At 72.5% G+C, this 25,199-nt stretch carries 22 protein-coding genes; 12 read left to right on the forward strand and 10 right to left on the reverse strand.

What is annotated here, in order from left to right; genetic code table 11:
* Window positions 1-338: 338 nt before the first annotated feature.
* Window positions 339-1,277 (reverse strand): cyclase family protein, encoded by a 939-nt coding sequence (locus tag ACFVYL_RS10255; protein ID WP_389714321.1) that lies wholly within the window; start codon window positions 1,275-1,277, stop codon window positions 339-341.
* Window positions 1,278-1,361: 84 nt separating this feature from the next.
* On the opposite strand from ACFVYL_RS10255, the gene ACFVYL_RS10260 reads away from it, so the two are divergent.
* The 3 genes from ACFVYL_RS10260 to ACFVYL_RS10270 are packed head-to-tail and all read left to right on the forward strand — an operon-like array spanning window position 1,362 to window position 4,810.
* Window positions 1,362-2,276 (forward strand): SDR family NAD(P)-dependent oxidoreductase, encoded by a 915-nt coding sequence (locus tag ACFVYL_RS10260; RefSeq protein WP_389714323.1) that lies wholly within the window; start codon window positions 1,362-1,364, stop codon window positions 2,274-2,276.
* Window positions 2,277-2,290: 14 nt separating this feature from the next.
* A complete protein-coding gene (locus ACFVYL_RS10265) occupies window positions 2,291-3,748 on the forward strand; it encodes an acyl-CoA dehydrogenase family protein (RefSeq protein WP_389714324.1) in 1,458 nt (485 codons plus the stop codon).
* A 12-nt stretch (window positions 3,749-3,760) separates the two neighbouring features.
* Window positions 3,761-4,810 (forward strand): Zn-dependent alcohol dehydrogenase, encoded by a 1,050-nt coding sequence (locus ACFVYL_RS10270; protein ID WP_389714326.1) that lies wholly within the window; start codon window positions 3,761-3,763, stop codon window positions 4,808-4,810.
* 350 nt (window positions 4,811-5,160) lie between these two features.
* On the opposite strand, the gene ACFVYL_RS10275 is transcribed toward ACFVYL_RS10270, so the two are convergent.
* Window positions 5,161-6,042 (reverse strand): S1 family peptidase, encoded by an 882-nt coding sequence (locus tag ACFVYL_RS10275; RefSeq protein WP_389714328.1) that lies wholly within the window; start codon window positions 6,040-6,042, stop codon window positions 5,161-5,163.
* Between the two features lie 290 nt (window positions 6,043-6,332).
* Here ACFVYL_RS10275 and ACFVYL_RS10280 point away from each other — a divergent pair, with 290 nt between their 5' ends.
* Window positions 6,333-7,610 carry an MFS transporter gene (locus ACFVYL_RS10280; protein ID WP_389714329.1) on the forward strand — a complete coding sequence of 426 codons (1,278 nt, stop codon included), beginning with the start codon at window positions 6,333-6,335 and terminating at the stop codon, window positions 7,608-7,610.
* On the opposite strand, the gene ACFVYL_RS10285 is transcribed toward ACFVYL_RS10280, so the two are convergent.
* Window positions 7,542-8,615, reverse strand: coding sequence for a GlxA family transcriptional regulator (locus ACFVYL_RS10285; protein ID WP_389714330.1), 1,074 nt, complete (start codon window positions 8,613-8,615; stop codon window positions 7,542-7,544). The genes ACFVYL_RS10280 and ACFVYL_RS10285 overlap by 69 nt on opposite strands.
* Window positions 8,616-8,686: 71 nt before the next feature.
* Between ACFVYL_RS10285 and ACFVYL_RS10290 the strand changes: the two genes are divergently transcribed.
* Window positions 8,687-10,012, forward strand: a complete 1,326-nt coding sequence (locus ACFVYL_RS10290; protein ID WP_389714331.1) for an MFS transporter — start codon at window positions 8,687-8,689, stop codon at window positions 10,010-10,012.
* A gap of 81 nt (window positions 10,013-10,093) precedes the next feature.
* On the opposite strand, the gene ACFVYL_RS10295 is transcribed toward ACFVYL_RS10290, so the two are convergent.
* On the reverse strand, window positions 10,094-10,768 hold the full coding sequence (locus ACFVYL_RS10295) for a flavin reductase family protein (RefSeq protein WP_389714332.1): 675 nt from the start codon (window positions 10,766-10,768) through the stop codon (window positions 10,094-10,096).
* A gap of 83 nt (window positions 10,769-10,851) precedes the next feature.
* On the opposite strand from ACFVYL_RS10295, the gene ACFVYL_RS10300 reads away from it, so the two are divergent.
* Window positions 10,852-11,721 carry a hypothetical protein gene (locus tag ACFVYL_RS10300; RefSeq protein ID WP_389714333.1) on the forward strand — a complete coding sequence of 290 codons (870 nt, stop codon included), beginning with the start codon at window positions 10,852-10,854 and terminating at the stop codon, window positions 11,719-11,721.
* A 129-nt stretch (window positions 11,722-11,850) separates the two neighbouring features.
* On the opposite strand, the gene ACFVYL_RS10305 is transcribed toward ACFVYL_RS10300, so the two are convergent.
* The 3 genes from ACFVYL_RS10305 to ACFVYL_RS10315 all read right to left on the reverse strand — a co-directional run bounded on the left by ACFVYL_RS10305 (window position 11,851) and on the right by ACFVYL_RS10315 (window position 16,629).
* Complete coding sequence (locus tag ACFVYL_RS10305) at window positions 11,851-12,747, reverse strand: enoyl-CoA hydratase/isomerase family protein (protein ID WP_389714335.1); 897 nt, start codon at window positions 12,745-12,747, stop codon at window positions 11,851-11,853.
* A 43-nt stretch (window positions 12,748-12,790) separates the two neighbouring features.
* A complete protein-coding gene (locus ACFVYL_RS10310) occupies window positions 12,791-15,016 on the reverse strand; it encodes an acetate--CoA ligase family protein (protein ID WP_389714336.1) in 2,226 nt (741 codons plus the stop codon).
* A gap of 455 nt (window positions 15,017-15,471) precedes the next feature.
* On the reverse strand, window positions 15,472-16,629 hold the full coding sequence (locus tag ACFVYL_RS10315) for a flavin-containing monooxygenase (protein WP_389714338.1): 1,158 nt from the start codon (window positions 16,627-16,629) through the stop codon (window positions 15,472-15,474).
* Window positions 16,630-16,945: 316 nt separating this feature from the next.
* Here ACFVYL_RS10315 and ACFVYL_RS10320 point away from each other — a divergent pair, with 316 nt between their 5' ends.
* Window positions 16,946-17,368 carry a Zn-ribbon domain-containing OB-fold protein gene (locus ACFVYL_RS10320; protein WP_389714339.1) on the forward strand — a complete coding sequence of 141 codons (423 nt, stop codon included), beginning with the start codon at window positions 16,946-16,948 and terminating at the stop codon, window positions 17,366-17,368.
* A 79-nt stretch (window positions 17,369-17,447) separates the two neighbouring features.
* Window positions 17,448-18,320 (forward strand): GNAT family N-acetyltransferase, encoded by an 873-nt coding sequence (locus tag ACFVYL_RS10325; protein ID WP_389714340.1) that lies wholly within the window; start codon window positions 17,448-17,450, stop codon window positions 18,318-18,320.
* A 19-nt stretch (window positions 18,321-18,339) separates the two neighbouring features.
* On the opposite strand, the gene ACFVYL_RS10330 is transcribed toward ACFVYL_RS10325, so the two are convergent.
* Entirely contained in the window at window positions 18,340-19,065 is a 726-nt protein-coding gene (locus ACFVYL_RS10330; protein ID WP_389714341.1) for a pyridoxal 5'-phosphate synthase, read from the reverse strand.
* 45 nt (window positions 19,066-19,110) lie between these two features.
* The gene (locus ACFVYL_RS10335; protein WP_389714343.1) at window positions 19,111-20,316 is read right to left on the reverse strand and encodes an acetyl-CoA acetyltransferase; all 1,206 of its coding nucleotides are present in this window, start codon (window positions 20,314-20,316) and stop codon (window positions 19,111-19,113) included.
* A gap of 223 nt (window positions 20,317-20,539) precedes the next feature.
* Between ACFVYL_RS10335 and ACFVYL_RS10340 the strand changes: the two genes are divergently transcribed.
* Together ACFVYL_RS10340 and ACFVYL_RS10345 are read left to right on the forward strand one after the other, a co-directional pair.
* Window positions 20,540-21,823 carry an acyl-CoA dehydrogenase family protein gene (locus ACFVYL_RS10340; RefSeq protein WP_389714345.1) on the forward strand — a complete coding sequence of 428 codons (1,284 nt, stop codon included), beginning with the start codon at window positions 20,540-20,542 and terminating at the stop codon, window positions 21,821-21,823.
* Complete coding sequence (locus tag ACFVYL_RS10345) at window positions 21,823-22,296, forward strand: nitroreductase/quinone reductase family protein (protein WP_389714347.1); 474 nt, start codon at window positions 21,823-21,825, stop codon at window positions 22,294-22,296. The genes ACFVYL_RS10340 and ACFVYL_RS10345 overlap by 1 nt, the downstream gene beginning before the upstream one ends.
* A 105-nt stretch (window positions 22,297-22,401) precedes the next feature.
* Here ACFVYL_RS10345 and ACFVYL_RS10350 read toward each other — a convergent pair whose 3' ends face one another.
* Window positions 22,402-23,049, reverse strand: a complete 648-nt coding sequence (locus tag ACFVYL_RS10350) for a TetR family transcriptional regulator (protein ID WP_389714348.1) — start codon at window positions 23,047-23,049, stop codon at window positions 22,402-22,404.
* Between the two features lie 157 nt (window positions 23,050-23,206).
* On the opposite strand from ACFVYL_RS10350, the gene ACFVYL_RS10355 reads away from it, so the two are divergent.
* Together ACFVYL_RS10355 and ACFVYL_RS10360 are read left to right on the forward strand one after the other, a co-directional pair.
* Window positions 23,207-24,040, forward strand: a complete 834-nt coding sequence (locus tag ACFVYL_RS10355) for a VOC family protein (RefSeq protein ID WP_389714349.1) — start codon at window positions 23,207-23,209, stop codon at window positions 24,038-24,040.
* Window positions 24,041-24,245: 205 nt separating this feature from the next.
* Window positions 24,246-25,199: serine/threonine-protein kinase (locus ACFVYL_RS10360; RefSeq protein ID WP_389714350.1), on the forward strand; the 954-nt coding region annotated here is incomplete at its 3' end.

Here is a 25,199-nt window from a genome sequence, read left to right on the forward strand (position 1 = left end):
GGCGTAGGTCACCAATCCCCGGCGGGGAGTTGACGTAGCGTGTTCGATTGATCACGCTTGTGGGCAGCGATTCGCCGCGAGGGGACGTCGAGGGCGCCCGGTGACGGGAGGTCCTCGGCGAGGTGTGGGTCGCGATGCGGCGCCAGCCCCCTCGTGGTCGCACGGGACCGGGCCGAGCGCCGGAGCCGGATGGCGGCGTGCGCGGCGGCGCGCTCGGGGCGACAGCCGACGCGCCGCCGTCCGCAGCGCCGCCGTCCGCGGCCGGGGTGCGGCGGCGACCTGGGTGAGGGGTGCGGCGGCGACCCGGGTGAGAGGTGCGGTGGCGACCTGGGTGAGGTTCAGAGAATGGCCACCGGGGCCACCGGGGTGCCCGTCCCGCCGACGAAGGGCTCCGGCATCGCGGACAGCAGGAACGCGTGACGGGAAACTTCTGCACAGGCTGTGGACAAGTTTTCCAGATTCCAGTTCTGGCCCTGCAGCATCCCCATCTCGACCAGGTGGAGCGCGTGCACGGGCAGCCACAGGTTCTCGATCTCCGGCGGGAAGATCTCGAAGGTCAGGGTGTCGTTCGCGACGGCCGCCACGTCCCGGGCGTGGAACCACTCGGGCGTGCGCACGGAGAGCCCGGGCGACGGGTAGCCGTACGCGTGCTTGTCGCCCGCGAGGAAGACCCGCAGCTGCCCCGTGCGGACGAGCACGATGTCGCCCGCGCGGACCGTGGCGCCGCCGAACTCCTCGGCCTCGTCGAGGTCTTCGGGGGTGACCGCGTGGTCGCCGGGCAGCCGGTCGAGCCCTTTGGCCCGCGCCACGTCCAGGAGTACGCCGCGCGAGACGACGTGCCGCGCCTTGTCGATACCGCAGAACCGGGCACCGGTGTGGGCCGTGATGGTGTCCGCCGGGCGGCCGTTGTAGATTTTCCCGGAGTGCGACACGTGCGTGAGCGCGTCCCAGTGGGTGGCCGTCTGCAGCCCCATCGTCACCGCGTCGTCGCTGGTGGCGACCGTGCCGGGGCCGAAGAGTTCCTGGTTGATCTGCACCATGGTGTGCAGCGGGTTCACGCGGCCGCGGATCAGGCCCGTCTGGACGCCGTCCTCCTCCAGCGGGAGCGCCAGCGGGACGCGGCGCCCGGTCCTGACCTCGCGGGCGGCCGCGCGTACCACCTCGTCGGTGACGAGGTTGAGCGTGCCGATCTCGTCGTCGGCCCCCCAACGCCCCCAGTTGTTCACGCGCTTGGCGATGTCGTGGAACTCCGCAGGCAGAGAGTCCGGACGTGACATGAGTCCTCCGCGGGGCTTGTCTTTCGGTATCTGACGGGTCATAGAATCTAACGGTCCGTCAGAAACCGCGGGAAGGGGCCGGGCGTGGGGAACTTCTTGGCAGGCAAGGTGGTGGCCGTGACCGGCGCCGGGCGCGGCATCGGCAGGGCCGTCGCGCTCGCCGCGGCGGCCGAGGGGGCGAAGGTCGTCGTCAACGACTACGGCGTCTCCATGGCGGGCGGCGAACCGACCAGCGAGATAGCCGACGCCGTCGTCAAGGAGATCCGGGCGGCGGGCGGCGAGGCCGTCGCCGTCGCCGACGACGTCTCGACCATGGTGGGCGGGCAGCGGATCGTCGACGTCGCGCTCGCCGAGTACGGGCGCGTCGACGGAGTGGTCTGCGTCGCCGGGATCCTGCGGGAACGGATGTTGTTCAACATGTCCGAGGAGGAATGGGACCCGGTCGTCGCCACACACCTGAAGGGGACGTTCACCGTCTTCAGGGCCGCCTCCGCGGTGATGCGCAAGCAGGGCTCGGGCACGCTGATCGGCTTCACCAGCGGCAACCACCAGGGCTCCGTGGCGCAGGCCAACTACAGCGCCGCGAAGGGCGGCGTCATCTCGCTGGTGCGGAGCGCGGCCCTTGGCCTGCACAAGTACGGGGTGACCGCCAACGCCGTGGCTCCCGTGGCCCGTACGCGGATGTCCGCCAACGTGCCGATGGAGCTCAAGGAGATCGGCGAGCCGGAGGACGTCGCCGCGCTCGTCGTCTACCTGCTGAGCGAGCGCGCCCGCGAGGAGGAGATCACCGGGCAGGTCTACACGATCGCCGGGCCCAAGATCGCGGTGTGGGCGCAGCCGCGGGAACTGCGCGCGGGGTACGCGGCGGACGGCCCCTGGACACCGGAGAAAATCGCCGACTTCCTGCCGGGGACGGTGGGCACCGACCCGATGCCGCTGCTGGCGCGTCTTGAGGCCATGGCGAGGGCGGCGGCCGGCCGCGAACGGCCGAACGAGTAGGCGGGGGAGGACCGGTGGAGTTCGGCTTCGGACCCGAGGACCCCGAGGACGAGGCGTTCCGCGCCGAGGCGCGGGCCTGGCTCGCCGCACACCTCACCGGCGCCTTCGCGTCCGCGGTGGGGCGGGGCGGGCCCGGCAGCGAGCACGAGGGGGGCGAGGTACGGCGGGCCTGGGAACGGGAGTTGGGGCGGGACGGGTGGATCGGGCTCGGGTGGGGGGTGGGTGAGGGGGCGGCTTCCGGCGCGGGCGCGGGTACGGGTACGGGTACGGGTACGGGTACGGGTGCTGGGCCGTACGGGAATCGGTGTGCCACCCTGACCCAGCAGGTCGTCTGGGCCGAGGAGTACGCGCGGGCCGGGGCGCCCGGACGCTACGGGCACATCGGGGAGAACCTGCTCGCGCCGACGCTCCTCGCGTACGGCAGCCAGGAGCAGCGGGACGAGTTCCTGCCGCCGATCGCGCGCGGCGAGGCGCTGTGGTGCCAGGGGTACAGCGAGCCGGGTGCCGGTTCCGACCTCGCGGGGGTGCGGACGCGGGCCGTGCGGGACGGGGTGGACTTCCGCGTCACCGGGCAGAAGATCTGGACCTCGCTGGCGCGGGAGGCGGACTGGTGCTTCGTGCTGGCGCGCACGGGGGCCGGGGAGGGCGCCGAGGCGGGCGGGGAGGGCGCCGAGGCGGGCGGGCGTGGACACGAAGGGCTGTCCCTGCTCCTCGTGCCGATGGATCAGCCCGGGTGCGTCGACGTACGGCCCATCCAGCAGCTGACCGGGACGTCCGAGTTCAACGAGGTCTTCTTCGACGGCGCACGCGCGCGTGGCGCCCACGTGGTCGGCGGGGTCGGCAACGGGTGGCGGGTCGCCATGGGGCTGCTCGGGTTCGAGCGGGGCGTCTCCACCCTGGTGCAGCAGATCGGCTTCGCGGAGGAACTGGCGGGCGTCCTGCGGGAAGCGGCCGCCTCCGGCGCGGTGGAGGACCCCGTGGTGCGGGAGCGGCTGGTGCGGCAGTGGGCGGAGCTGCGGGTCATGCGGTGGAACGCGCTGCGGACGTTGGGGAGTTCGGGGGCCGGGGGCGGGGTTGGGGGCGGAGTTGGGGGCGGTGCCAAGTCGGGTTCCAGGTCGGGATCTGGGACCGGGGCCGGGGGTGGGGCCCGGTCTGGGTCTGGGTCGGGGGCCGGGGATGGGACCGGGTCTGGGATCGGGGCCGGGGGTGTCGGGGCGCCCAGTGTCGCCAAGTTGTTGTGGGGGCGGTGGCATCAGCGGCTCGGGGAGCTCGCCATGGCCGTGCGGGGCACGGCCGCCGCCGTGGGGCCCGAGGACTGGAGCGCCGAGGCACCCTACGAACTCGACGCCCTGCAAAGGCTCTTCCTCTTCAGCCGCGCCGACACCATCTACGGCGGCTCCGACGAGGTGCAGCGGAACATCATCGCCGAGCGGGTGCTCGGTCTGCCGAGAGAGGCCAGAGGGCCTCGGTGAGGGGCGTGCGTGATGAGGGGCGTTGTCTTCGACGGAACGCGGGCCGAGGTGGTCGACGACCTGGAGATACGGGACCCGGGGCCGGGGGAGGTGCTCGTCGCGGTGGCCGCGGCGGGGCTGTGCCACAGCGACCTCTCGGTGATCGACGGGACCATTCCGTTCCCGCCGCCCGTGGTACTCGGGCACGAGGGGGCGGGGGTCGTCGAGGCGGTGGGCGCCGGGGTCGGGCATGTGGTGCCAGGGGACCACGTGGCGCTCTCCACGATCGCCGGCTGCGGGGCCTGCCCGGACTGCGACCGGGGCAGGCCGACCATGTGCCGGAAGGCCATCGGCACGCCGGACCAGCCGTTCTCGCGGGGCGGCAGGCCCGTGTACCAGTTCGCGGCCAGCTCCGCCTTCGCGGAACGCACGATCGTCAAGGCGGTGCAGGCCGTGAAGATCCCGGACGACATTCCGTTCACGTCGGCGGCGCTGATCGGGTGCGCCGTCGTGACCGGGGTCGGCGCCGTGCTGAACCGGGCCGAGGTCGGGCTCGGCGACTCCGTCGTGGTCATCGGCACGGGCGGCATCGGGCTCAACGTGCTGCAGGGCGCGCGGATCGCCGGGGCCTCGCCGATCGTCGCGGTCGACGCGAACCCGGCGAAGGAGGCGGTGGCGCGGCAGTTCGGGGCCACGCACTTCTTCGCGTCGACGGACGGGGTCAGGGAGGTGCTGCCCCACGGGGCCGACCACGCCTTCGAGTGCGTGGGCCGGGTCGAGCTGGTCCGGGAAGCGGTCGACCTCCTCGACCGGCACGGACAGGCGGTGCTGCTCGGGATGCCGGGGCCCGGGGCGGAGGCGTCGTTCGTCGTCGCGTCCATGTTCCTGGACAAGTCGATCCTGGGCTGCCGGTACGGGAGTTCACAGCCGCAGCGGGATTTCGCACTGTACGCGGAGCTGTACCGCAGCGGGCGGCTCCTGCTGGACGAACTGGTGACGACCACGTACGCGGTGGAGGACTTCGCCAAGGCGGCGGAGGACGCGGGGGCGGGGAGGGTGGCGAGGGGGGTGCTGACGTTCTGACGTTCTGCGTGGGTGTGTTCTGAGAGTGCTCGACTGACTCGTAGTGCTTGAAGTGCTTGAAGACGGGGTGTCCGGTTCCGGGGCTTCACGGTCGGCCGGGTACGCGGTCATGCTCCGCCGCCTCACCCGCACCGCCACCCCGACCTGGCGCGACCCGCCCGCCCGGCACCCTCCACCCCGGTCCGACGCAAGCACGGAGGAAGCGCCTACGGCGAGGGCGCCGCAGGCGCCGACGACGGCCGCCCCCCAACTCCCCTTCGCGGAGAACCCGGACGGCGGCCAGGTGGACGGACGGATATGCCGGTGCGTACGGCAGAGCGAGCGCACCGGCACAGTGTCGACGTCCCGAATCAGCCGTTGGTGCCTGTCGTCTCGTGGATCCAGCCCGCGTGGGCGGGCACGCTGGTGTAGAGCCCCGGACCTTCGCTGCAGCGCACGCCCGGGGCGCCGGGGCCCGAGGTGACGCCGATGAGTTCCCAGCGCCCCTTCCGGTCCCGCTGGAGCTGGGGGCCGCCCGAGTCGCCGTTGCATGCCATGGCCTTGGGCACCTGGCTGATCGTGCACAGGCGGGTGCTGTCCGCGTAACCAGGCGCGCACTCGGAGACCGCGCCCCTGCGCGTGTCGAGTTCCTGGAGCCGGTTGGGGAAGACCCACCGGGTGGGGTCGAGTGCGTCATCGATGGTGCCGAAGCCCAGGAGCCGGGTCGGGGTGCCGGGCCGCCCCGGCCTGTCGGCGATGCGGATGGGCTTCTCGGCGACCGGGCGGTTGAGGCGGATCAGAGCGATGTCGTTGCGGTTGGGGGCGCCGTTTTGGTAGCCCGGGTGGGACACCGTCTTGGCGACGGAGCGGAGCGTGCCACCGGAGTTCTTCCGCTCACTGCCGATCCTGACGGTGCCGTCCAGGGTGACGAGCGTCGGGTCCACGCAGTGGGCGGCCGTGAGCACCCACTTCGAGTCGATCAACGATCCCCCGCAGACACCCTTGAAAGTAGGGTCGTCCACACCCTTTACCGGGATCGACACCATGGACGGATAACGCTGCGTGGAATCCTTCCCGTTGACGATGGCTTCGGCGCTGCCGGTCATCATGGCGGCGCACGCCGCTCCCGCCAGGACCACCGCGGCGGTGCGTGCCACCGTGCGGCGCGAGGACTTCGGACTGAACACTGGTTCTCCGATCGGACGAGCATGTGCGACGTGCCCAGCCTCCGTGATCAAGAGGAACTGATCCATCCGGTCAGCGGGCCTGTCCGAGGTCCGGCCAGCGACCCCCTGCGGGGTGGGGAGAACCCCCGGGCGCCATGTTCCCCATGCGGCACCCCTTCGGACGGCCCAAGGATCACCGCCGCGCGAACCAGTGGGAACTCCTGCATTGAAGCGTTGAAGCGTTGAAGCGTTGAAGTACTGGAAGTACTGAGAGAACGGCGAGTGGGGCTCTGGCGCTCTGAGCGTCTGTGGTGCTGTGGTGGGGCGGCCCCCTAAAACGGGACGACGTCGAAGGCGCGGCCAACTAGCGTCCCCGTATGAGTTATCGCGAGGTCGTGTCCGGGGCCGTGGTGCGGTGGGCCGCCGTGGCCGTGGGGGCGAGGATGCCCGTGGCGGCCGCCCCCCTCGCCCTCGTCTTCCTCGTCAGGGACCGCCCCGGCGGCTACACCCTGGGAGCGGTGCTCGCCGCGGCGTACGTCGCCGGAGAGATCGCCGGCGCCCCTCTGCTCGGCATGCGGCTGCGGCCCGAACGCGCCCGCCCGCACCTGGCCGCGGGCCTGGCCGTGGGCGCCCTCGCGTTCGCCGCGCTCGGCACGCTGCCGGACGCGCACCCCTTGGCGCTCGGCTGCTTCGCCTTCCTCGCGGGGGCCGCGCCCGCCGCGTCCCCGGGCGGCCTGCGCGCGCTGCTGACCGGTCTCGTGCCGGATCAGGCCGTCGCCCAGGCCCTGGCCGTCGAGTCGATGCTGACCTTCGCCGTGTGGGCGGTCGCTCCCGCGGCGGTGACGGGGCTCGCGCTGGGGGTGTCCGCCGCGCTGCCGCTGCTGCTTGCGGGCGTGCTCATGGCGTCCTCCGCGGCGGGGCTGTGGCTGCTGCCCGCGGGGTGGGAATCGGACGCGGGTGACCGGGGCGGCGAGTCGATGGCGCGGATCCTCGTACGGGCCTGGCCGGTCTTCGTGACGGGCGCGGCCAGCCTGTCGATGCTCGCCCTCGCCGAACTGGTGCTGCCCGCGCTTCTTGAGCAGCGGGGCATCGAGGTGGGCTGGGCGGGGCCCTTGCTCGCGGGGCTCGCGCTGGGGTCGGCCGTGGGGTCGTTCGTCTACGGGCTGCGGCGCTGGCCCGGACGGCTGCGGACGCAGAGCATGGTGCTGATGTTCTCGGTCTCCGGGTGCCTGGCGCTGGTGGCTGTGCTGCCCGGTGTCCGGTGGCTCCTGGCGGTCCTGGTCGTCGCCGGGGTCCTCCAGGCGGGGGCCATGCTCACGCGCAACCTCTCGCTGCGCGAGGTGCTCCCGCCCAGCGCCCTCGCGGCGGGCTACTCGGTGATGTACGCCTCCGTGGGCGCCGGTTACGCGGCCAGCGGCTCGCTGGCGGGCGGGCTGCTGAGCGTCGTCTCGCCGTCCACCGCGATTCTGGCGGGGGTGGGGCTCGGGGTGGTGCTGACCGTGATCGGGGTGCTGGGGGAGGTGAAGCCCGCGGGCGCGGAGGCTGTGCGGGGGGAGGGTGCGGTCGTGGTCGTCGAGGCCGGGGAATCAGCCCGCGGCGACGTCCCGGAAGGTTCGGCGGTACGTGGTGGGGGTGACCCCGACCACCGCCTGTAGGTGCTGCCGCATCGACTGGGCCGTGCCGAACCCCGCGTCCCGCGCCACCTGGTCGACGGAGAGCTCGGTCGACTCCAGCAGGTGGCGTGCCCGTTCCACCCGCTGCCGCGTCAGCCACTGGCCGGGGCTGACGCCCACCTCCTCGCGGAACCGCCGGGTGAACGTGCGGACCGACATCGCCTCCTGCTCCGCCATGTCGCGCAGTTGCAGCGGCTGGTCGAGGCGGCCGAGCGCCCAGGCCCGCGCGGTCCGCGTGGTCGCCAACTGCGGTTCGGGCAGCGGACGGTGGATGTACTGGGCCTGGCCGCCGTCGCGGTGCGGCGGTACGACGGTGCGGCGGGCCACCTCGTTGGCGACCGCGGTGCCGTGGTCGCGGCGTACGACATGAAGGCAGAGGTCGATGCCGGCGGCCACGCCCGCCGACGTCAGCACGTCGCCGTCGTCGATGAACAGCACGTCCGGGTCCACCTCGACCTGCGGGAAGAGCTGCTGGAAGTGGTCGGCCGATGACCAGTGGGTGGTCGCTGGGCGGCCGTCCAGGAAACCCGCGGCGGCAAGAACGTACCCGCCCGTGCAGATGGCGACCAGCCGCGTGCCGGGCCTGATGTGGGCGAGGGCGGTGGCCAGTTCGGGGGCGAGGCGGCCTTCCTCGTACACCGGGCCGAGCTCGTACGACGCCGGGATCACGACCGTGTCGGCGGTGGCCAGCGCCTCGGGGCCGTGCTCGACGAGGATCGCGAAGTCGGCGTCTGTGCGGACGGGGCCCGGCGGGCGGACCGAGCAGGTCACGACGGAGTAGAGGGGGTGCTGTTCGGGGGTGCGCGCTCCCTTGAAGATGCGCTGGGGGATGCCCAGTTCGAAGGGGATCACGCCGTCCAGGGCGAGGACGACGACGCGGTGCCTGTCCGGTCCGGACGGTTCGGCTGCTCCGGCTGTTCCAGTTGCTCTGGCTGCTCCGGTGGGCGGCTCTTCGGTGGGCTCTGCGGTGGCGACAGGGAGGGCCATGGCCCGATCCTAGCGAAGGCTGGCCCTCGGGCCACTCGTTCGGGACGGACCACCTCCCGATGCTGTATGACGTGACCCAGACAACCGAGACGCCCGCGCGGATCTCCTCCCCGCCCGACGCGCCCCAGCGCCGTACTCCCCGTATCCATCGCGCGTGGTTCGTCGCTGCCGTCACCTTCGTGACGATCATCGGCGCCGCCGCGTTCCGCTCGCTGCCCGGTCTGCTCTTCGACCCGCTGAACGAGGACTTCGGCTGGTCGCGCGGCACCGTCGGGCTCGCGGTCTCCGTCAATCTCGCGCTGTACGGGCTGACCGCGCCGTTCGCCGCCGCGCTCATGGACCGCTTCGGCATCCGCAGGGTCGTCGCCGTCGCGCTGGTCGTGATCGCGTGCGGGTCCGGCCTGACCGTGTGGATGAACTCCGCGTGGCAGCTGCTGCTGTGCTGGGGGCTGCTCGTCGGGCTCGGGTCGGGGTCGATGGCGCTCGCCTTCGCGGCCACCGTAACCAACCGGTGGTTCACGGAGCGGCGCGGTCTGGTCAGCGGAATCCTCACCGCGGCGTCCGCGTCAGGTCAGTTGATCTTCCTGCCGCTGCTCTCCTGGATCGTCGAAACGTACGAGTGGCGGCCCGCCGCCGTGACCGTCGCGCTCACCGCCCTGGCGGTCGTCCCCTTCGTCTGGCTGCTACTGCGGGACCACCCGGCCGACGTGGGCCTGAAGCCCTACGGGGCGACGGAGTTCGTCGAGAAGCCCCCGCCCGTCCCCGGCGCGGCCCGGCGCGCGGTCACGGCGCTCTTCAAGGCCGCCCGCACCGGCCCCTTCTGGCTGCTGGCCGGCAGCTTCGCGATCTGCGGCGCCTCGACGAACGGGCTCATCCAGACCCACTTCGTGCCCGCCGCCCACGACCACGGCATGGGCGTCAGGGCCGCCGCCTCCCTGCTGGCCGTCATCGGGATCTTCGACATCATCGGGACCGTCGCGTCGGGCTGGTTCACCGACCGCTTCGACTCCCGGCGCCTGCTCGCTGTGTACTACGCGCTGCGCGGTGTCTCGCTCCTCTTCCTGCCGGTCCTGCTCGCACCGAACGTCCACCCGCCGATGATCTTCTTCATCGTCTTCTACGGCCTCGACTGGGTCGCCACCGTCCCGCCGACCCTGGCCCTGTGCCGTGAGCAGTACGGCGACGACAGCGCGATCGTCTTCGGCTGGGTCCTGGCCTCGCACCAGGTGGGCGCAGCCCTGGTCGCGTTCCTCGGTGGCGTGGCGCGGGACGTCTTCGGCTCGTACAACGTGGTCTGGTACGCCTCCGGGGCGCTGTGCGCGGCGGCGGCGCTGATGGTGCTCGTGATCCGGCGGCGGGTCCCGGGGGAGGCGGACGCTGTGGCGGTCGCGGTGTGAGGTGGTGCGGGGCAGCGTGAGGTGCTGCGGGGTGGCCTGAGGTGGTGCCGGGCGGTGTGGGGCCCTGGAGACGCGGCGGCCTCAGCGGGTGAAGCGGCCGAATCTTCCGCGGTGGAAGAGCAGCGGGTCCGCGTCGCCGTCGGCCGTCCCCAGGGCGTCCACCCGGCCCACCACGATGAGGTGGTCGCCGCCGGTGTGCACGGCCTGGATCGTGCAGTCGATCCATGCGGGCGCGCCGGCCAGCCGCGGCGAACCGGAGACCGGCGCCGCGTCGAAGACCACCCCGGCGAACTTGTCGGCACCGCTCACCGCGAAGCCGCGGCAGAGCTCGCCCTGGTCGGCGCCGAGGACGTTCACGCAGAAGACGCCCGCGCGCGCGATGCGCGGCCACGTCGTCGACGTACGCGCCACCATGAAGGAGACCAGCGGTGGGTCCAGGGAGAGCGAGGCGAAGGACTGGCAGGCGAAGCCGGCGGGGCCCGCTCCCGGGCCCGGCTCCGGCCCCGGCCCCGGCCCCGGGCCTGGTCCCGTTGCCGCTCCTGCTGTCTCGGCGGGCGGTGCCGTGATCACGGTGACGCCCGTCGCGAAGTTCCCCAGCACCCTGCGGAACTCGTCCCGGTCGAGCGGCGCCCGCTCGTCGTCGCCGACCGCGCGCAGCTGAGGGCGCGGAAGGACCTCGACGGGGGCCGTCGTGGTGCGGGCCCCGACCGACCTGAGGTATCGAACGGCGGTGGCCGCCATCCCTGCGTGTCCCATCACACCGACCATTGAAGCTGACGGGGCATCAGATGTGAAGGGCGTGGCCGGATCGCTGCCGCCCCACGCGTATCTTCACTCGCATGAAGTGGGGGAAAACGCGTCGGACCTGGGGCGACGTGGATATGCGGGCCGCCGGGGCGGCATGCGCGGCGCAGCTGCCGGTGGCCGGGCTGTTGCTGTTCGTGCTGTCGCTCGACGATGACGACCACGGCATCGGGGGCGGCCCGTACTTCGGCCTCTTCTGCGCCGTCCTCTTCGCGCCGCTGCTGCTGCCGGTCCTCGGCCTGCTGCACTCGGCGGTGCTGACGCTCCCGGCCGTCTGGCTCGGGCGACGCGGCGCCGCGTGGAGCGGTCGCGGCACGGAATGGGCCTGGTCGGTGGGGTGTCTGCCGGTCGTCGGCGCGGCGTGGGCCGGGTTCTTCGCCCTGCTGGGCGGGCCCCTCGTCCTGCTGGTGTCCTGCTTCACGGCGAGCGGCCTCGTCCCCGCGCTGAACGTCGCGTACTGCCGTCGGCGCGAGGCGCGTCTCGGCAGGCCCCTGCGCAAGGTCTGGATCCTGTCGGGACTCATCTCGATCGGCCTGTCCGCGGCCCTCATCGGCGCGGCCGTCCTCGCCACGCTGACCGGCCTCATCAAGGAGTACGAGCCTCCGCGGCTCTCCCCTGCGCAGGTGGCGGGCGCGTGGCGGAGCGAGGACGGGGGAGAGGTCCTCTTCCGGCTGTACGCGGACCATCGCGCGGAGCTGGCCTCCTGCGGCGGTGCCACGGGGGTGTGGAGCATGGGCGTTGAGGGGTTCTCGGAGCGGCCGGCCGTTGAGGTGGGCCCGGGGCCCGGTGGGTGCAGCGAGCGGCAGACCTGGCTCGTCGGTGGCACGGAGGGTGAGCCCGAACTCTTCGTGAACTCCGGGGACATGGACTCGCCGGACCTCGAAATACTGCATCGGGAGCGATGAGGGTCGGTGGTCCTTCTAGGGCGGCTTTCTGCGGTTGCTCTTGGTGGTGGCCTCTTTTTTTGGGGGGGGCTTTTTTGGGGCGCTCTTGGTGGTGGCTTTGGGGGGGGGCTGCCCGTGGCCGTCGCTTTGTCAGCGTCCACGGTACGAGGGCGCGCGGCGCTCCACGAAGCTCGCCACGCCCTCGTTCGCATCCGCCGTCGTCATGTTGATCTCCTGGGCCGCTGCCTCCGCGGCGAAGGCCGTCGCCCGGTCCGACTCCAGTGACGCGTTGACCAGTTGCTTGGTCAGGGCGAGCGCGCGGGTCGGGCCCGCCGCCAGCCGCTCGGCCCAGGCCCGCGCCGTCTTCTCCAGCTCGGCGGCCGGTACGACACGGTTGACGAGGCCCATCCGTTCGGCGTCGGCGGCGGACACGGCATCCCCGAAGAACATCAGCTCCTTGGCCCGCCGCGGGCCGATCAGCCGGGGCAGCAGATAGGCCCCGCCGCCGTCCGGCACGAGCCCCCGGCGCACGAACACCTCGATGAAACGGGCCGGTTCCGCCGCGACGACCAGATCACAGGCGAACGCCAGGTGGGCGCCGATGCCCGCCGCGGTGCCGTTCACCGCGGCGATCACCGGCTTCTCGCAGTCGAGGACCGCGGAGACGAGCCGCTGTGCGCCCTGCCTGATGGTGCGGGCGACGTCTCCCGGCACGCGCTCGCCCGTGGACGGGGCTCCGCGCAGATCGGCGCCCGCGCAGAAACCCTTGCCGGTTGCGGTGATCACTACCGCCCGCACCGTCGGGTCGCCGGATGCCTCGTTGAGGAGTGCGATGACGCGTTCCCGCTGGTCCCAGGTGACGGCGTTCATGGCCTCGGGGCGGTTGAGCGTGATCCATGAGACCGCGTTGTCAGTGGTGTGGAGTATCAATGAATCGAGGGCGGACGGGGGTTGGTGGTTCTGTTGGTGTTGGGGGTTCGGGGCGGGGTTGGGGTTGGGGACGGCGTTGGGGTTCAGAGTGGGGTCGGGGGAGGCTGAGGCTGGCATGAGGGTGTGGCTCCGTTTCGTGTGGGTGCGGGTGCGGGTTCGTCTAGCGGCAGACCGCGAACGCGTCCAGTGCCACCGCTCCCTGGCCCCGGGGCAGCACCATCAAGGGGTTGATGTCCAGCTCCGCGATGTCCTCGCCCAGTTCGAGCGCCATGCGCTGCACCCGCAGCACCACCTCGACCAGCGCCTCGATGTCCGCGGGCGCCGCGCCCCTGACCCCGTCGAGCAGCGCACGGCCCCGCAGCTCGGACAGCATCGCCCTCGCCTGCTCCTCGCCGAAGGGCGGCACCCGCACGGCCGCGTCCCGCAGGACCTCCACGAGTACGCCGCCGAGCCCGACCGTCACCGTCGGCCCGAACAGCGCGTCGTGCGTGACGCCGACCACCATCTCCACGCCCCGCTCCACCATCTGGCAGACGAGGATGCCGTCCAGCGCCACACCCTCGTAGCGGGCCGTGTCCGTGAGCTCCCGGTAGGCGTCGCGCACCTGGCTCGCGGAGGTCAGCCCGATCTTCACCAGGCCCAGTTCGGTCTTGTGTGCGAGCTGCGGTCCCGACGCCTTCATGACGACCGGATAGCCGACGAGCCCCGCCGCCCGTACGGCCGCCGCCGCGCTGGTCACCAACTGCTCCCTCGGCACCCGGATCCCGTACGCGCGCAGCAGCTGTTTCGCCGCGTGCTCGCTGAGCTGCTGGCCGGGTCGCATCAACGCCTGCGCCTTGCGGAACGAGGGGGAAGGGGTGCGCGGCGCCTCGTCGAACGGGGAGCGGTAGCCGGACGTGAAGCGGTGGTGGTCCAGATAGGCGCGCACCGCCGTGATGCAGTTGGCGAAGGTGCGGAACGTTGCGACGCGCGCGGAGCCGAGGAGCGTCGTGCGGTAGGCCTCTTCGGTGCCGACCGGCGAGCCCCACACCACGCACACCAGCTTGTCCGTCCGTTCCGCCGCGTCCACCAGGTCCTGCGCGAGCTTGTCGCTCATCGGCGGGAAGGGGCCGGTGATCGGGCAGATCAGTACCCCTACCTCAGGGTCGTCCAGGATCGCGTCGATGATCTTGCTGCCGCGCCAGTCGCCGACGGGGTGCCCGCCGTTGTCGATGGGGTTGGCGACGTTCAGGTACGCCGGTATCCACTGGTGCAGCTCCGCCTGCTTGGCGTCGGAGAGCGTGGGCAGCGCGAGCCCCGCCTCGGTCGCCAGGTCCGAGAAGTGCGCGCCCGTGCCGCCCGAGATCGAATAGACGGCGACGCCGGTGGCCTGCGGCGGGCGGGCGCGGGCCAGCAGGGCGGCCGTGTCCTGCAGCTCGTCGAGCCCGTCGACCCGGATCACGCCGAACTGCCGCATCGCCGCGTCCACCACGGTGTCGGCGCCGGTCAGTTTGCCGGTGTGTGAGGCGGCCGTGCGGGAACCGGTCTCGGTGCGGCCGACCTTCACGGCGACCACCGGTACGCCGCGCCGGGCCGCCCGGTCGGCGGCGAGCAGGAAGGCGCGGCCGTCCTTGAGACCCTCGACGTAACAGGCGATGGCGCCGACCTCGGGGCGCTCCGCGAAGTAGGAGATGAAGTCGGAGGTTTCCAGATCCGCCTCGTTGCCGGTCGGCGCCCAGTGGGACAGGCGTATGCCGAGCTCCTGGAGGGCGAAGACGGGGCGGCCCTGGTGGCCCGACTGGGTGATCAGCGCGATGGCCGGGCCTTCGAGGTCCTCGCGGAACTTCTCGAAGGCGTTGAGGTTCGTGTTCGGGCCGAGCAGCCTGAGGCCGGAGCGCTGGACGGCGGCCGCCAGGCGGGTCTGGGCGGCCGCGCCCTCCTCGCCGGTCTCCGCGTAACCCGAGGCGAAGGCCACGGCGAACTTGGTTTTCTCGTCTGCCAGTTGCTCGATCACGGGGAGTGGGTCTGCGACCAGGAGTACGGCCAGGTCGACCTGCTCCGGCAGGTCCGCCACGGATGCGACGCAGGGGACGCCGAAGACCGAGTTGCGGGTGGGGTGTACGGGGTGCAGGCGCGCGCCCACCCGCTCGGCCCAGGCGATGAGCTGGCGCGTGATGCCGGTGTTGGGGCGCCCGTCGGCGTCCGATGCGCCGACGACGGCGACGGATCCGGGGCGGAAGAAGCGGTCGAGGTCGGGTACGCCGGCGTAGAGGGGCCGGCCGCTGACGTCCAGGTCGTCCGCCGTGACGGCTCTGCCGTGGACGGCGCCGGTAGGGAGTTCGCCGCAGGCCACAACATGCGCGCGGCGGGGGTCGGTGGTGAAGGTGCCGTGAGTCGATCCAAGCATCGGTCCGCCCGCTCCTGTGTGACAGCACTTAACTGACGCATAGTCAGATTACTGAACTGACGCTGCGTCAGGAATGGGGTTGCAGGCAAAGCCTGGCGCGAGGGTGGGGCGGGGAGGGCGTGCGGGGGTGCGGGGGTGCGTGCGTGGCCTGTGACGTCTACGGAACCGTAGCGTCCTGGCGTTGCCAAGGTCGCGAATCAGCCGTCGGGGCGGGATGGGTGCGGGTGGGGCGCGTGAAGGGTGGTCGGCGGGTGCTGTGGGGTTTGGCGGGTGCGGCGCTCTTCAGGGGTGTCGTGGGGCGGGGCCGTGGGGGGTATGTGCGTACTCGCTATCCCTGCGTCACGTCGTGCGGACAAAGGCGGCACAGTGTGCTCGGTGCTCCGTGCGCACATACCCCCCACGGCCCCTCGCGCGCGTCTGTCACTGCGGGCCGGTGGGGGTGCCCCCCCGGCCGTCTAGCGGGCTATCGCCCTCGCTATCTTCTGGGCGTCCAGGGCCAGTTCGCGGAGCATGCCGCTGATCGGGTTCGTGAAACCGGTGAAGTACAGGCCGGGCGTCTGCTTCGCGGTGCGGTGGCCGTGGGGGGTGGGGCGGCCGCGGGTGTCGAGGAGGTTGAAGTCGCCGACCAGGCCTTCTAGGGCGCGTCGGTATCCCGTGGCCGCGATGACGACCTCCGGGGCGATCCTCCTGCCGTCGGCGAGGACGACCTTGCCGTCCTCGAAGGACTCCACGGCGGCGACCGGTTCGATCCGGCCCTTGCGGACGGCGTCGATCAGGCCCACGTCCTGCACCGGGACAGCGCCCTGCCGGGCCTGTGAGTACAGGCCGGTGTCCGGGCGCGGCAGTCCCTGCGCCGACATGTCGGGGACGGCGAGCCTGGCTATTGGTTTGGCGAGCCGGTCGACGAGCGCGACCGGGAGCCTTCGGCACAGGATGCCGGAGAGCTGTGCGGGCCATCCTGCGGTGGAGCGGCGCACGATGTGCGGCACGGTGCGTATCGCGAGGCGGACCCGGGCCGCGCCGCCGTCGATGAGGTCGACGGCGATCTCGGCGCCGGTGTTGCCGACGCCGACGACGAGGACGTCCTTGCCGGTGTAGGGGGCGGGGTTGCGGTAGTTGGCCGCGTGCAGGAAATCGCCCGTGTATGTGTCCAGGCCCGGCCAGTCCGGCAGGTGGGGGGTGTGGTTGTAGCCGGTGGCGACCACCACGGCGCTGCCGGTCAGTTCGCGGCCGCCGGTGGCGCGCAGGAGCCAGCCGGTGTCGTCGGCGGCGCGCTCCAGGCCGGTCACCTCGACGCCGGTGACGACGTCGAGCTGATGGTGTTCGGCGTACTTCTCCAAGTAGCGGACGACGTTGTCGCGTGACACCCAGCGGCCGAACGACCGGGGGATGGGGAGCCCGGGCAGGGCGGAGAGGCGGCGTGTGGTGTGCAGGTGGAGGCGGTCGTAGTGGCCGCGCCAGGAGGCGCCGACGCGTTCGGACTTCTCCAGGACGACCGCGCGGACGCCGCGTGCGCGCAGGGCCGCCGCGACGGCGAGGCCGCCGGGTCCGGCGCCGATGACGTACACGGGACGGTCCTGCCGGGGCGTAAGCGGAGGGGGCGAGTCGGCCATGACTGGAGAGTAATCGCGCGATTACTTGATGGGTGACGGTCAAGTCCGAAACCGATTGCGAATTGATCACGGGGGGTGGGGGTGGCGGGTGGGGCGGGGTGGGGTGGGGCGGGGAATGTTTCGGTCTTGCGTGGTCGGTGTGTGGTGCGGTGAACTGACGTGCCGTCAGGAAGTTGGTCTGGGCTTGAGTGGGGGCTTGGGTGGGTGAGTGGGTGGGTGAGTGGGATTGGCTGGTTCGTGCTGGGGCGGGCGTCGTGTCGGCTCATGCCTTCCGGTCAGTTGCGGACACGGGCTACTACGCGATCGGAGTTCTCTCATGAGTACGGACCAGCGCGCCGCGCCGCGCTTCGATCTTCCCGAAGCCGATGCCTTCACCCGGGCCTACTGGGACGCCGCCGCCGAGGGGCGACTGCTCATCCGCCGCTGTGGGGCGTGCGGCGTGGCCCATCACTACCCGCGCGAGTTCTGCCCGCGCTGCTGGAGCGAGGACGTCACCTGGGAGCGGGCCAACGGGCGGGCCACGCTCTACACCTGGTCGGTCGTGCACCGGAACGACCTCCCGCCGTTCGGCAGCCGCGTCCCCTACGTCGCCGCGGTCGTCGACCTCGCCGAGGGCCCGCGCATGATGACGGAGATCGTCGACTGCGACGAGGGCGTGCTGCGGGTCGGGATGGCTGTGGAGGTGACCTTCCGGGTGGTGGCGGAGGGCGTGGCCGTCGCCGTGTTCCGGCCCTCTTGAGCCGCCCGGAATGTTCCGGCCCTCTTGAGCCGCCTGAAATTCGGAGGCGGAGTCCGGGGGGTCCGGGCCACGATGACTCATGCCCTCCGACTGGTGGTTGACCGACGACCTCGAAGCGTTCATGGCCCGCGCCGGCGAGCTGCTGCACTCCGAGCCCGCCCTGCACACCGTCCTGCTCAGCGTCACCGAGATGCTGCGCCTGCGGGGGCTCCAGGTGTACGGGGGAAGAGCGCCCCTCTTCGGCACCTGCGCCGACGCCGACGGCACCGTCCGGGGCGCCTTCGTACGGACCCCGCCGCACCGCCTGGCGCTCAGCCCCGTCACCCCCGAGGCCGCCGACGCCCTCGCCCGGCGGCTCGCCGACGCCGATCCCGACCTGCCCGGGGTCGCCGCCGAGCACGTCACCGCCGAGAACTTCGCCCGGGCCTGGGAGCGGCACACCGGAGCCACCGGCACGCTCGACACCCGGCAGCGCCTGTACAGGCTCGGCACCCTCACCCCGCCCGAGCCCGCGCCCGCCGGGCGGGCCCGGCTCGCCACCGAGGCGGACCGGGACCTGCTGGTCCGCTGGCACCAGGAGTTCGCCGAAGCCGTCGGAGAGCCGCCCGCGATGGACTCCGGCGACTGGGTGGACGCCCGCCTCTCCTACGGAGGCGTCACCCTCTGGGAAACCCCCGACGGTCTCCCCGTTGGCATGGCGGGCGCCACGCTGCGGATCGCGGGCCAGGTCCGTGTGGCTCCCGTCTACACCCCCGCCGGGCTCCGCGGCCGCGGCTACGGCGGCGCCGCCACCGTCGCCGTCACCCGCGCCGCCCTCGACGCGGGCGCGGCCGAGGTCCTGCTCTTCACGGACCTGGCCAACCCGACCAGCAACGGCCTCTACCAGCGCATCGGATACCGCCCCGTGCGGGACTTCGCGCAGCACGGCTTCCGGAGGGGGAGCGGGCTCTGAGTTTCCTGGCCCCGTTCCGTTACGGCCAGAGCAGCTCCTTGGTCCAGCCGTCGTCCGGAGCCGTGCCGGTCGGCTCCGTCCGGCTGTACCGAAGCCGTACGTGACGGCGCCGGGCATCGCCCTGGAAGAACTCCGCCTCCAGCGGGTCCAGCACGTACAGGGTCCAGGTGGGAGCGTCCGCGTCCGGCTCCGCCTGCGCGCGCTCCCAGGCACTGGCTGACGACGCCTCCAACTCCTCGTAGGAGTTCAGCACTTCGCTCTGGCGGCCGACCAGTGCTGCGGCCAGCGCGCCGGTCGACCTCGCGTGCAGGTCGGCGAGGCTCTCGGCGTGCGGTGCCGTGGTGATCCGGCCCCTGATCCGGATCTGCCGGCCCTGCGCCGGCCAGTAGAAGTGCAGGGCCGCCTCCGGCCTGGCCGCGAGCTGGCGGCCCTTCCTGCTGGTCGCGTGCGAGGCGAAGTGCCAGCCGTGGTCGTCGGCATCGTGCAGCATCACGGTCCGCACATCGGGACCGCCGTCCTCCGCCACTGTCGCCAGGCCCATGGTGTGCGGCTCGGCCTGCCCGGCGGCCACCGCCTCCGCGAACCACGCGTGGAAGAGGGGGAGGGGCGCGGCGGGCGCGGTGGCGGGGTCGAATCCGGGCAACTCGACGTCCCAGACCCGCTGCGCCCTCAACAGCTGCTGGAACGCGGTCGCGGGGTGGGCGGGGCGGTCTCCGGGAGCGTGCTTCGAGGGTGGTGTCGTCATACGGCGATTGTCCCCACTCGGAACTCGGGGCTTCGATCCGTTCCGTCACCCCCGTCCCAGCACCACCGTCCCCGACGAGCAGAACCACCCGCCCGTCCCCGATGCCACCGCCAGTTCGGGCAGGGTGCCGTCGGGGCGTCTGACCTGGCCGGCGCCCGCCTGGCCGCGGAGTTGGCGGGCCGCCTCCACCAGGAGGAAGAGGCCGCGCATGCCGGGGTGCTGGGCGGAGAGGCCGCCGCCGTCCGTGTTGGTCGGGAGTGCGCCGTCCCGGAGCAGGCGGCCCTTCTCCACGAAGGGGCCGCCTTCGCCCTTCTCGCAGAAGCCGAGGTCCTCCAGGGTCACCAGCGTCATGTAGGTGAACGCGTCGTAGATCTCCGCGATGTCGATGTCCGCGGGCCGCACCCCGGCCCGCTCGAAGGCGAGGCGGCCGCTGACCGCTGCCGGGGAGACCGTGAAGTCGGGCCACTGAGACATCGTCGTGTGCGAGACGTGCTCGCCCGCGCCGAGCACCCACACCGGTTCGGACGCGCAGTCCCGCACGTACTCCGCCGCGGCGAGCAGGACCGCGCAGCCGCCGTCGGAACGGATGCAGCAGTGCAGCTTGGTGAAGGGGTCCGCGATCATCGGCCCGTCGAGGACCTCGTCGACGGTGATGGGGTCGCGGAACATCGCGTCGGGATTGGTCGCCGCGTTCGCCCGCGCCTGTACGGCCACCGACGCGAGCTGCTCCAGCGTCGTGCCGTACTCGTGCATGTGGCGGCGGGCGGCCATCGCGTACTTGGCGATCAGGGAGTGGCCGTACGGGACCTCGAACTGGAGTGGGCCGCGCGCGCCGAAGGAGAGGTTCGACGTGCGGCGCCCCGCCTTGATGTCCGCGCGGGCCGTCGACCCGTACACGAGGAGGACGGCGTTGGCGCGGCCCGCGGCGATCGCGTCCGCCGCGTGCGCCGCCATGACCTCCCAGGTGGCCCCGCCGACCGAGGTCGAGTCCACCCAGCGGGGTGCGAGCCCGAGGTACTCGGCGACCTCGACCGGTGCCAGTGTGCCGAGGCCCGCCGAACCGATGCCGTCGATCACCTCGCGGCCGAGCCCCGAGTCGGCGAGCGCGCGCCGGGCCGCCTGGGCGTGCAGGGCGTAGGGCGTGGCCTCGTCGACCCGGCCGCAGTCCGAGAGCGCGACACCGACGACGGCGACCTCGCGGGGCGTGGGGCGGGGGGAGGGGCGGTGTGTGTTGCGGGTCGTGGCAACCATGAATCTGACGGTACATCAGGTAATGGGGCGCGAGTCAGGGGTGGGGCGCCCCGGGGGACGGGGGGCGTTGGCTGTCCGGGGGTGTCCGGGTGCGTCCGGGTGCGTCGGGGTGTTCGGCAGCGCATCGCCGCGTCGGCGCTCTGTGCATATCCGTGCCGTCGGCCTAACATGACGGCCCGTCAGATTCGGGTCCGGGCCCCGTGCCCGGGGGAGGAGCCTGCCGATGGACGCCGCCTTCAGTGCGGAGCAGGGCGAGATCCGCCGCACCCTTCGCGAAATGATCACCAAGCGGTGCGGGCCCGACGAGGTCAGGGCGGCCGTGCGCACCCCGGCCGGTCACGACCCCGCCCTGTGGACCGCTCTCGCCGGACAGCTCGGGCTGCCCGGCCTCGCGATCCCCGAGGCGTACGGAGGGGTTGGCTGCGCGACGGCTGAACTCGCCCTTGGGTGCGAGGAGATGGGGCGTGCACTCGCGCCGACACCGCTCTTCGCCACCGCCGTCCTCGCCGCCCCGCTCCTCCTCGCCCTCGGCGCCGACGCGCAGCGCGCCGCACTCCTGCCCCGCATCGCCGCGGGCCGGCTGACCGCCGCCCTCGCCGTCCCCGGCGCCGGGCTCGCCACGGCGCTCGGCCTCGTCGGGGACAACCGCGGTGACTGGGCGGGCGGGGGGCGCGCGGGCGGCGTGCAGGCGCGTCTCGCCGGTGGGGTCTGGCGGCTCTACGGGCAGGCCGAGCAGGTCGTCGACGGGCACAGCGCGGGGCTTCTCGTGGTCGCCGCGCACGCGGGCGGCTTCGCCCGGTCCCGCACGCTTCTCTTCCTCGTACGCGCGGGCGCGCCCGGCCTGGTGCGGACGCGGCAGACCGCGCTGGACGAGACCCGCACGCAGGCGCGGGTCGAAATGCGTGACGTCGAGGCGGAGTTGCTGGGCGGGGACGAAGCCGATGTGCCCGGTGCGCTCGCCGCCGTGGGGGACGTCGCGGCCACGGTCGTCGCCGCCGAGGCCGTCGGCGCCGCGGACCGGGCCCTTGAACGTACCGTCGAATATGTCAAGGAACGCGAGCAGTTCGGTCGCGCGATCGGCTCCTTCCAGGCGGTCAAGCACCGCCTCGCCGACGTGTACGTGCAGGTGCAGGCGGCCCGATCGGCCGCCTACTACGCGGCGTGGGCCGCGGGCGCGGAGACCGCCGGGTCCGGCGGGCAGGGTGCTGAACGGGCCGGTGGGCTGGCGCTCGCCCAGGCGCTCGACGCGCTGCGGACCGCCGCGTCGGAAGCGGTGCAGCTGCACGGCGGGATCGGCTTCACCTGGGAGCATGAGGCGCACCTGTACTTCAAGCGGGCGGCCGGCGACGAACTGCTCTTCGGGCCCGTGCACCGGCTGCGGGCACGGGCGGCGGAGCGGGCCGGTCTGTTCGCGGGCCGGGGGGAGAGTGGGGGCGGGGGATCGGAGCGGGTGGTCCGTGAGGGGCGCGAGAGCGAGAGCCGCGCCCGGCTCGGGGAAGCCGTCTGATGGCGCCCGGGCTGCGGCTGATGCAGAAGATGTCGTCCACCCGGACCTTCGCGAAGCTCGCCCCGCACTTCATCCCCGCGATGGACCGCGCCGTGCACCGGCTGACCCGTGGCAAGGTGCTGCTGAGCGCGCGGATGCTGCCCGGCGTCGTCCTGACCGCGCGAGGGGCGAGGAGCGGGCTGGTGCGGCGTACTCCGTTGGCGTGCATGCCCGAGGGCGAGGCCGGTACGTGGGTGTTGATCGGGTCCAACTTCGGGCGGCCCGGCCACCCCGCGTGGACCGCCAATCTGCTCGCCGAACCCTACGCCGAGATCAGCTGGCGGGGCACCGACATTCCGGTACGGGCGCGGCTGCTCTGCGGCGCGGAGCGGGCGGAGGTCTGGGCCGCAGCGCTGAAGTTCTGGCCGCCGTACGCCACGTATCAGTCCCGGGTGGACCGGGAGATCCGGCTGTTCCGTCTGGAACGCCGCTGAGGGGGGGGCGGGGCGCGGGTGTACAGACCACAGCGGCGGATCACCGGGGTGATCCGCCGTCGGGCTGACAGGACTTGGGGGTCGGGAGGGGGCTGCCCGCCAGGGCTATTTCGTCGGCTTCTTGCCGGTTACGCCCAGATGTACCAGCAGAGCCAGGTTCGGCTTCAGTTCGGTCTGCTTCACGCCCCACGTCTGGAATCCGCGCTGGTGGGAGGCGACGGCTGCGAGCATCGCGACCAGGGAGCCCGCCATGGCCGCGGGGCTGACGTCCTTGTCGACCTTGCCCTTGGCCTGCAGCTCCTTGACGGTGTCCGTAAGGGAGTTGTTGACCGAGTTGAGGATCTTCATCCTGATTTTGTAGAAGCGCTTGTCGCCTTCTGCGGCGCCGAGGTCGACGACCCGGAGGATCGCGTCGTTCTTGCGCCAGAAGTCGAGGAAGCCGTCGACAAGGTCCTGGGAGGTCTGCCAGCCGGCCTTGCCGACCCACGAGCGCCCGTCGAGCAGCTGGGTCAACTCGGCGCCCGCCGCGGCCATTTGCTCGGCGATCTCCAGGACGGCGCCTTCGACGTCCGGAAAGTACTGGTAGAAGGTCGCGGGTGAAGTCCCCGCCTTCCGGGCGACGTCGATGACTTTGACGTCCCGGTAGGGCGAGGAGCTGAGCATCTCGCTGAGGCAGTCGAGCAGCTTCTGTCGCGTTGCCTGACCGCGCCGACCGGCCACGCGGCCGTCGACGGTACGTACCTGTCCTGTCATGCCGTCAGCTTACCGAGGGGTGATCGGAGCGCGATTCGGCCGAGTGCAAATGGGGTTGGGGCGCGTGAGCGCGGCGGAGGGCTCACCCCACCAGAATGGGCCATACGTTCGAATGTGCGCGCTGCGGAGGCCGGGGCGGGCCATTAGCTTGACTGGCATGGACTACGCAGAGCAGGAACCGGGGGGCGGATACGCGCAGGGCGTGCCCTGCTGGGCCGACGCGATGCTCCCCGACGTCGCGGGCGGCAAGCGGTTCTACGGTGAGCTCTTCGGGTGGACCTTCGACGCGGGCGCGGGAGAGCAGTACGGGCCGTACGCCCAGGCGTACCGCGACGGCCTGCCCGTCGCCGCCCTCGCGCCCAAGGCCGACGGCCGCATGCCCACCGTATGGACGGTGTACCTGGCCACGCCCGACGTGGCCGCGCTTGCCGGGCGCATCAAGGCCGCGGGCGGCTCGATGATCACCGAGGCCAGACCGGTCGCGCCGTTCGGGACGATGGGCCTGGCCGCCGACCCCGAAGGCGCCGTCTTCGGGCTCTGGCAGGCCGGCACCCACCAGGGCTTCGGCAGGCGGCAGCGGCCCGGCTCGTACTGCTGGACCGAGGTGTACTCGCGGGACAAGGACCTGGTCGACCCCTTCTACGAGGGCGTCTTCGGATACGGCGGCGTCGACCTCGACCTCGACGGCGTGGACTTCCGCGTCTGGTCGCCCGCGGGCGCCGAGCCGGGACCGGACACGGCGATCGGGGGCCGCAGCCTGCTCCCCGATGCCGGGGCTCCCGGCGGCTCCGGTGCTCCCGGCCGCTACAGTCCCGCGCGGATGCCCGCGCACTTCCTCGTCTACTTCGGCGTCGACGACGCCGACGCCGCTGCCGCCACGACGACCCGGCTCGGCGGCCGCGTCCAGGCGCCGCCCTCCGATACTCCGTACGGCCGGATCGCGGTCCTCACGGACAATCAAGGGGCGACGTTCGCCGTCCTCCAGAACTGAGAACCTGTGTCCGAGGGCCCGAACGGGCGCCCCGCGGTGATCAGAGGCGGGGTTTTGTCCGGAGACACCCCGATCCCGCCCCGGGTTCGCAACGACCGGCTCGGACAGGAAGAATCAGGGTGCGTGCCGCCGTAGCGGCTCGGTGGTGAGACGCTGCACGGGGCTGTCTTCTTCGACGGCCGCGTACGGGGAGGTGGCAAGGCAAGTGGTGGATCAGCTGACGCAGCACGATCCGAGGCGGATCGGCCCGTTCGAGGTCCTCGGCCGACTTGGTGCCGGTGGCATGGGACTGGTCTATCTCGCGCGCTCCGCGTCGGGGCGACGCGTGGCGATCAAGACGGTGCGGACCGAGCTCGCCGAGGACCAGCTGTTCCGTGTCCGCTTCACGCGCGAGGTCGAGGCCGCCCGCGCCGTGTCCGGCTTCTACACGGCCGCCGTGGTGGACGCCGATCCGCGGGCCGCCGTGCCCTGGCTCGCCACGGCGTACGTCCCCGCGCCCTCCCTCGAAGAAATAGTGAATGAACACGGGCCGCTGCCCACTCAGGCGGTGCGCTGGCTCGCGGCGGGCGTGGCCGAGGCCCTGGAGTCCATCCACGGCGCGGGCCTGGTCCACCGTGACCTCAAGCCGTCCAACGTCCTCGTCGTCGAGGACGGGCCGCGCGTCATCGACTTCGGCATCGCGTCCGGCGTCTCCAACACCCGGCTGACCATGACGAACGTCGCCGTGGGCACGCCCGCGTACATGTCGCCCGAGCAGGCCAAGGACTCCCGCAGCGTGACCGGCGCGAGCGACGTCTTCTCCCTCGGCTCGACCCTCGTCTTCGCGGCCACCGGGCACGCGCCGTTCCACGGCGCCAACCCCGTCGAGACCGTCTTCATGCTGCTGAGGGAGGGTCCCGACCTCGAAGGGCTGCCCGACGAGCTGCGCCCCCTCATCGAGTCGTGCATGCAGATGGAGGCCGCGCTCCGGCCCACCCCCGCCGACCTCCAGGCACAGCTCGCACCCCACCTCTTCGCCTCCGAGAGCGCCGACAACGACGACAGCGGCACGGCCTCCGCGTGGCTGCCCGAGCGGGCCGTCGCGCTCATCGAGGCCCGCCGCGGCGGCCGCCCGCCCGCCCGGGTGCCCGCGTCGGCCGGCCGCAGCGCCGGCCGGGGC

It is taken from the genome of Streptomyces sp. NPDC058308, assembly GCF_042880275.1.
In the GTDB taxonomy this organism is placed as follows: Bacteria; Actinomycetota; Actinomycetes; order Streptomycetales; family Streptomycetaceae; genus Streptomyces.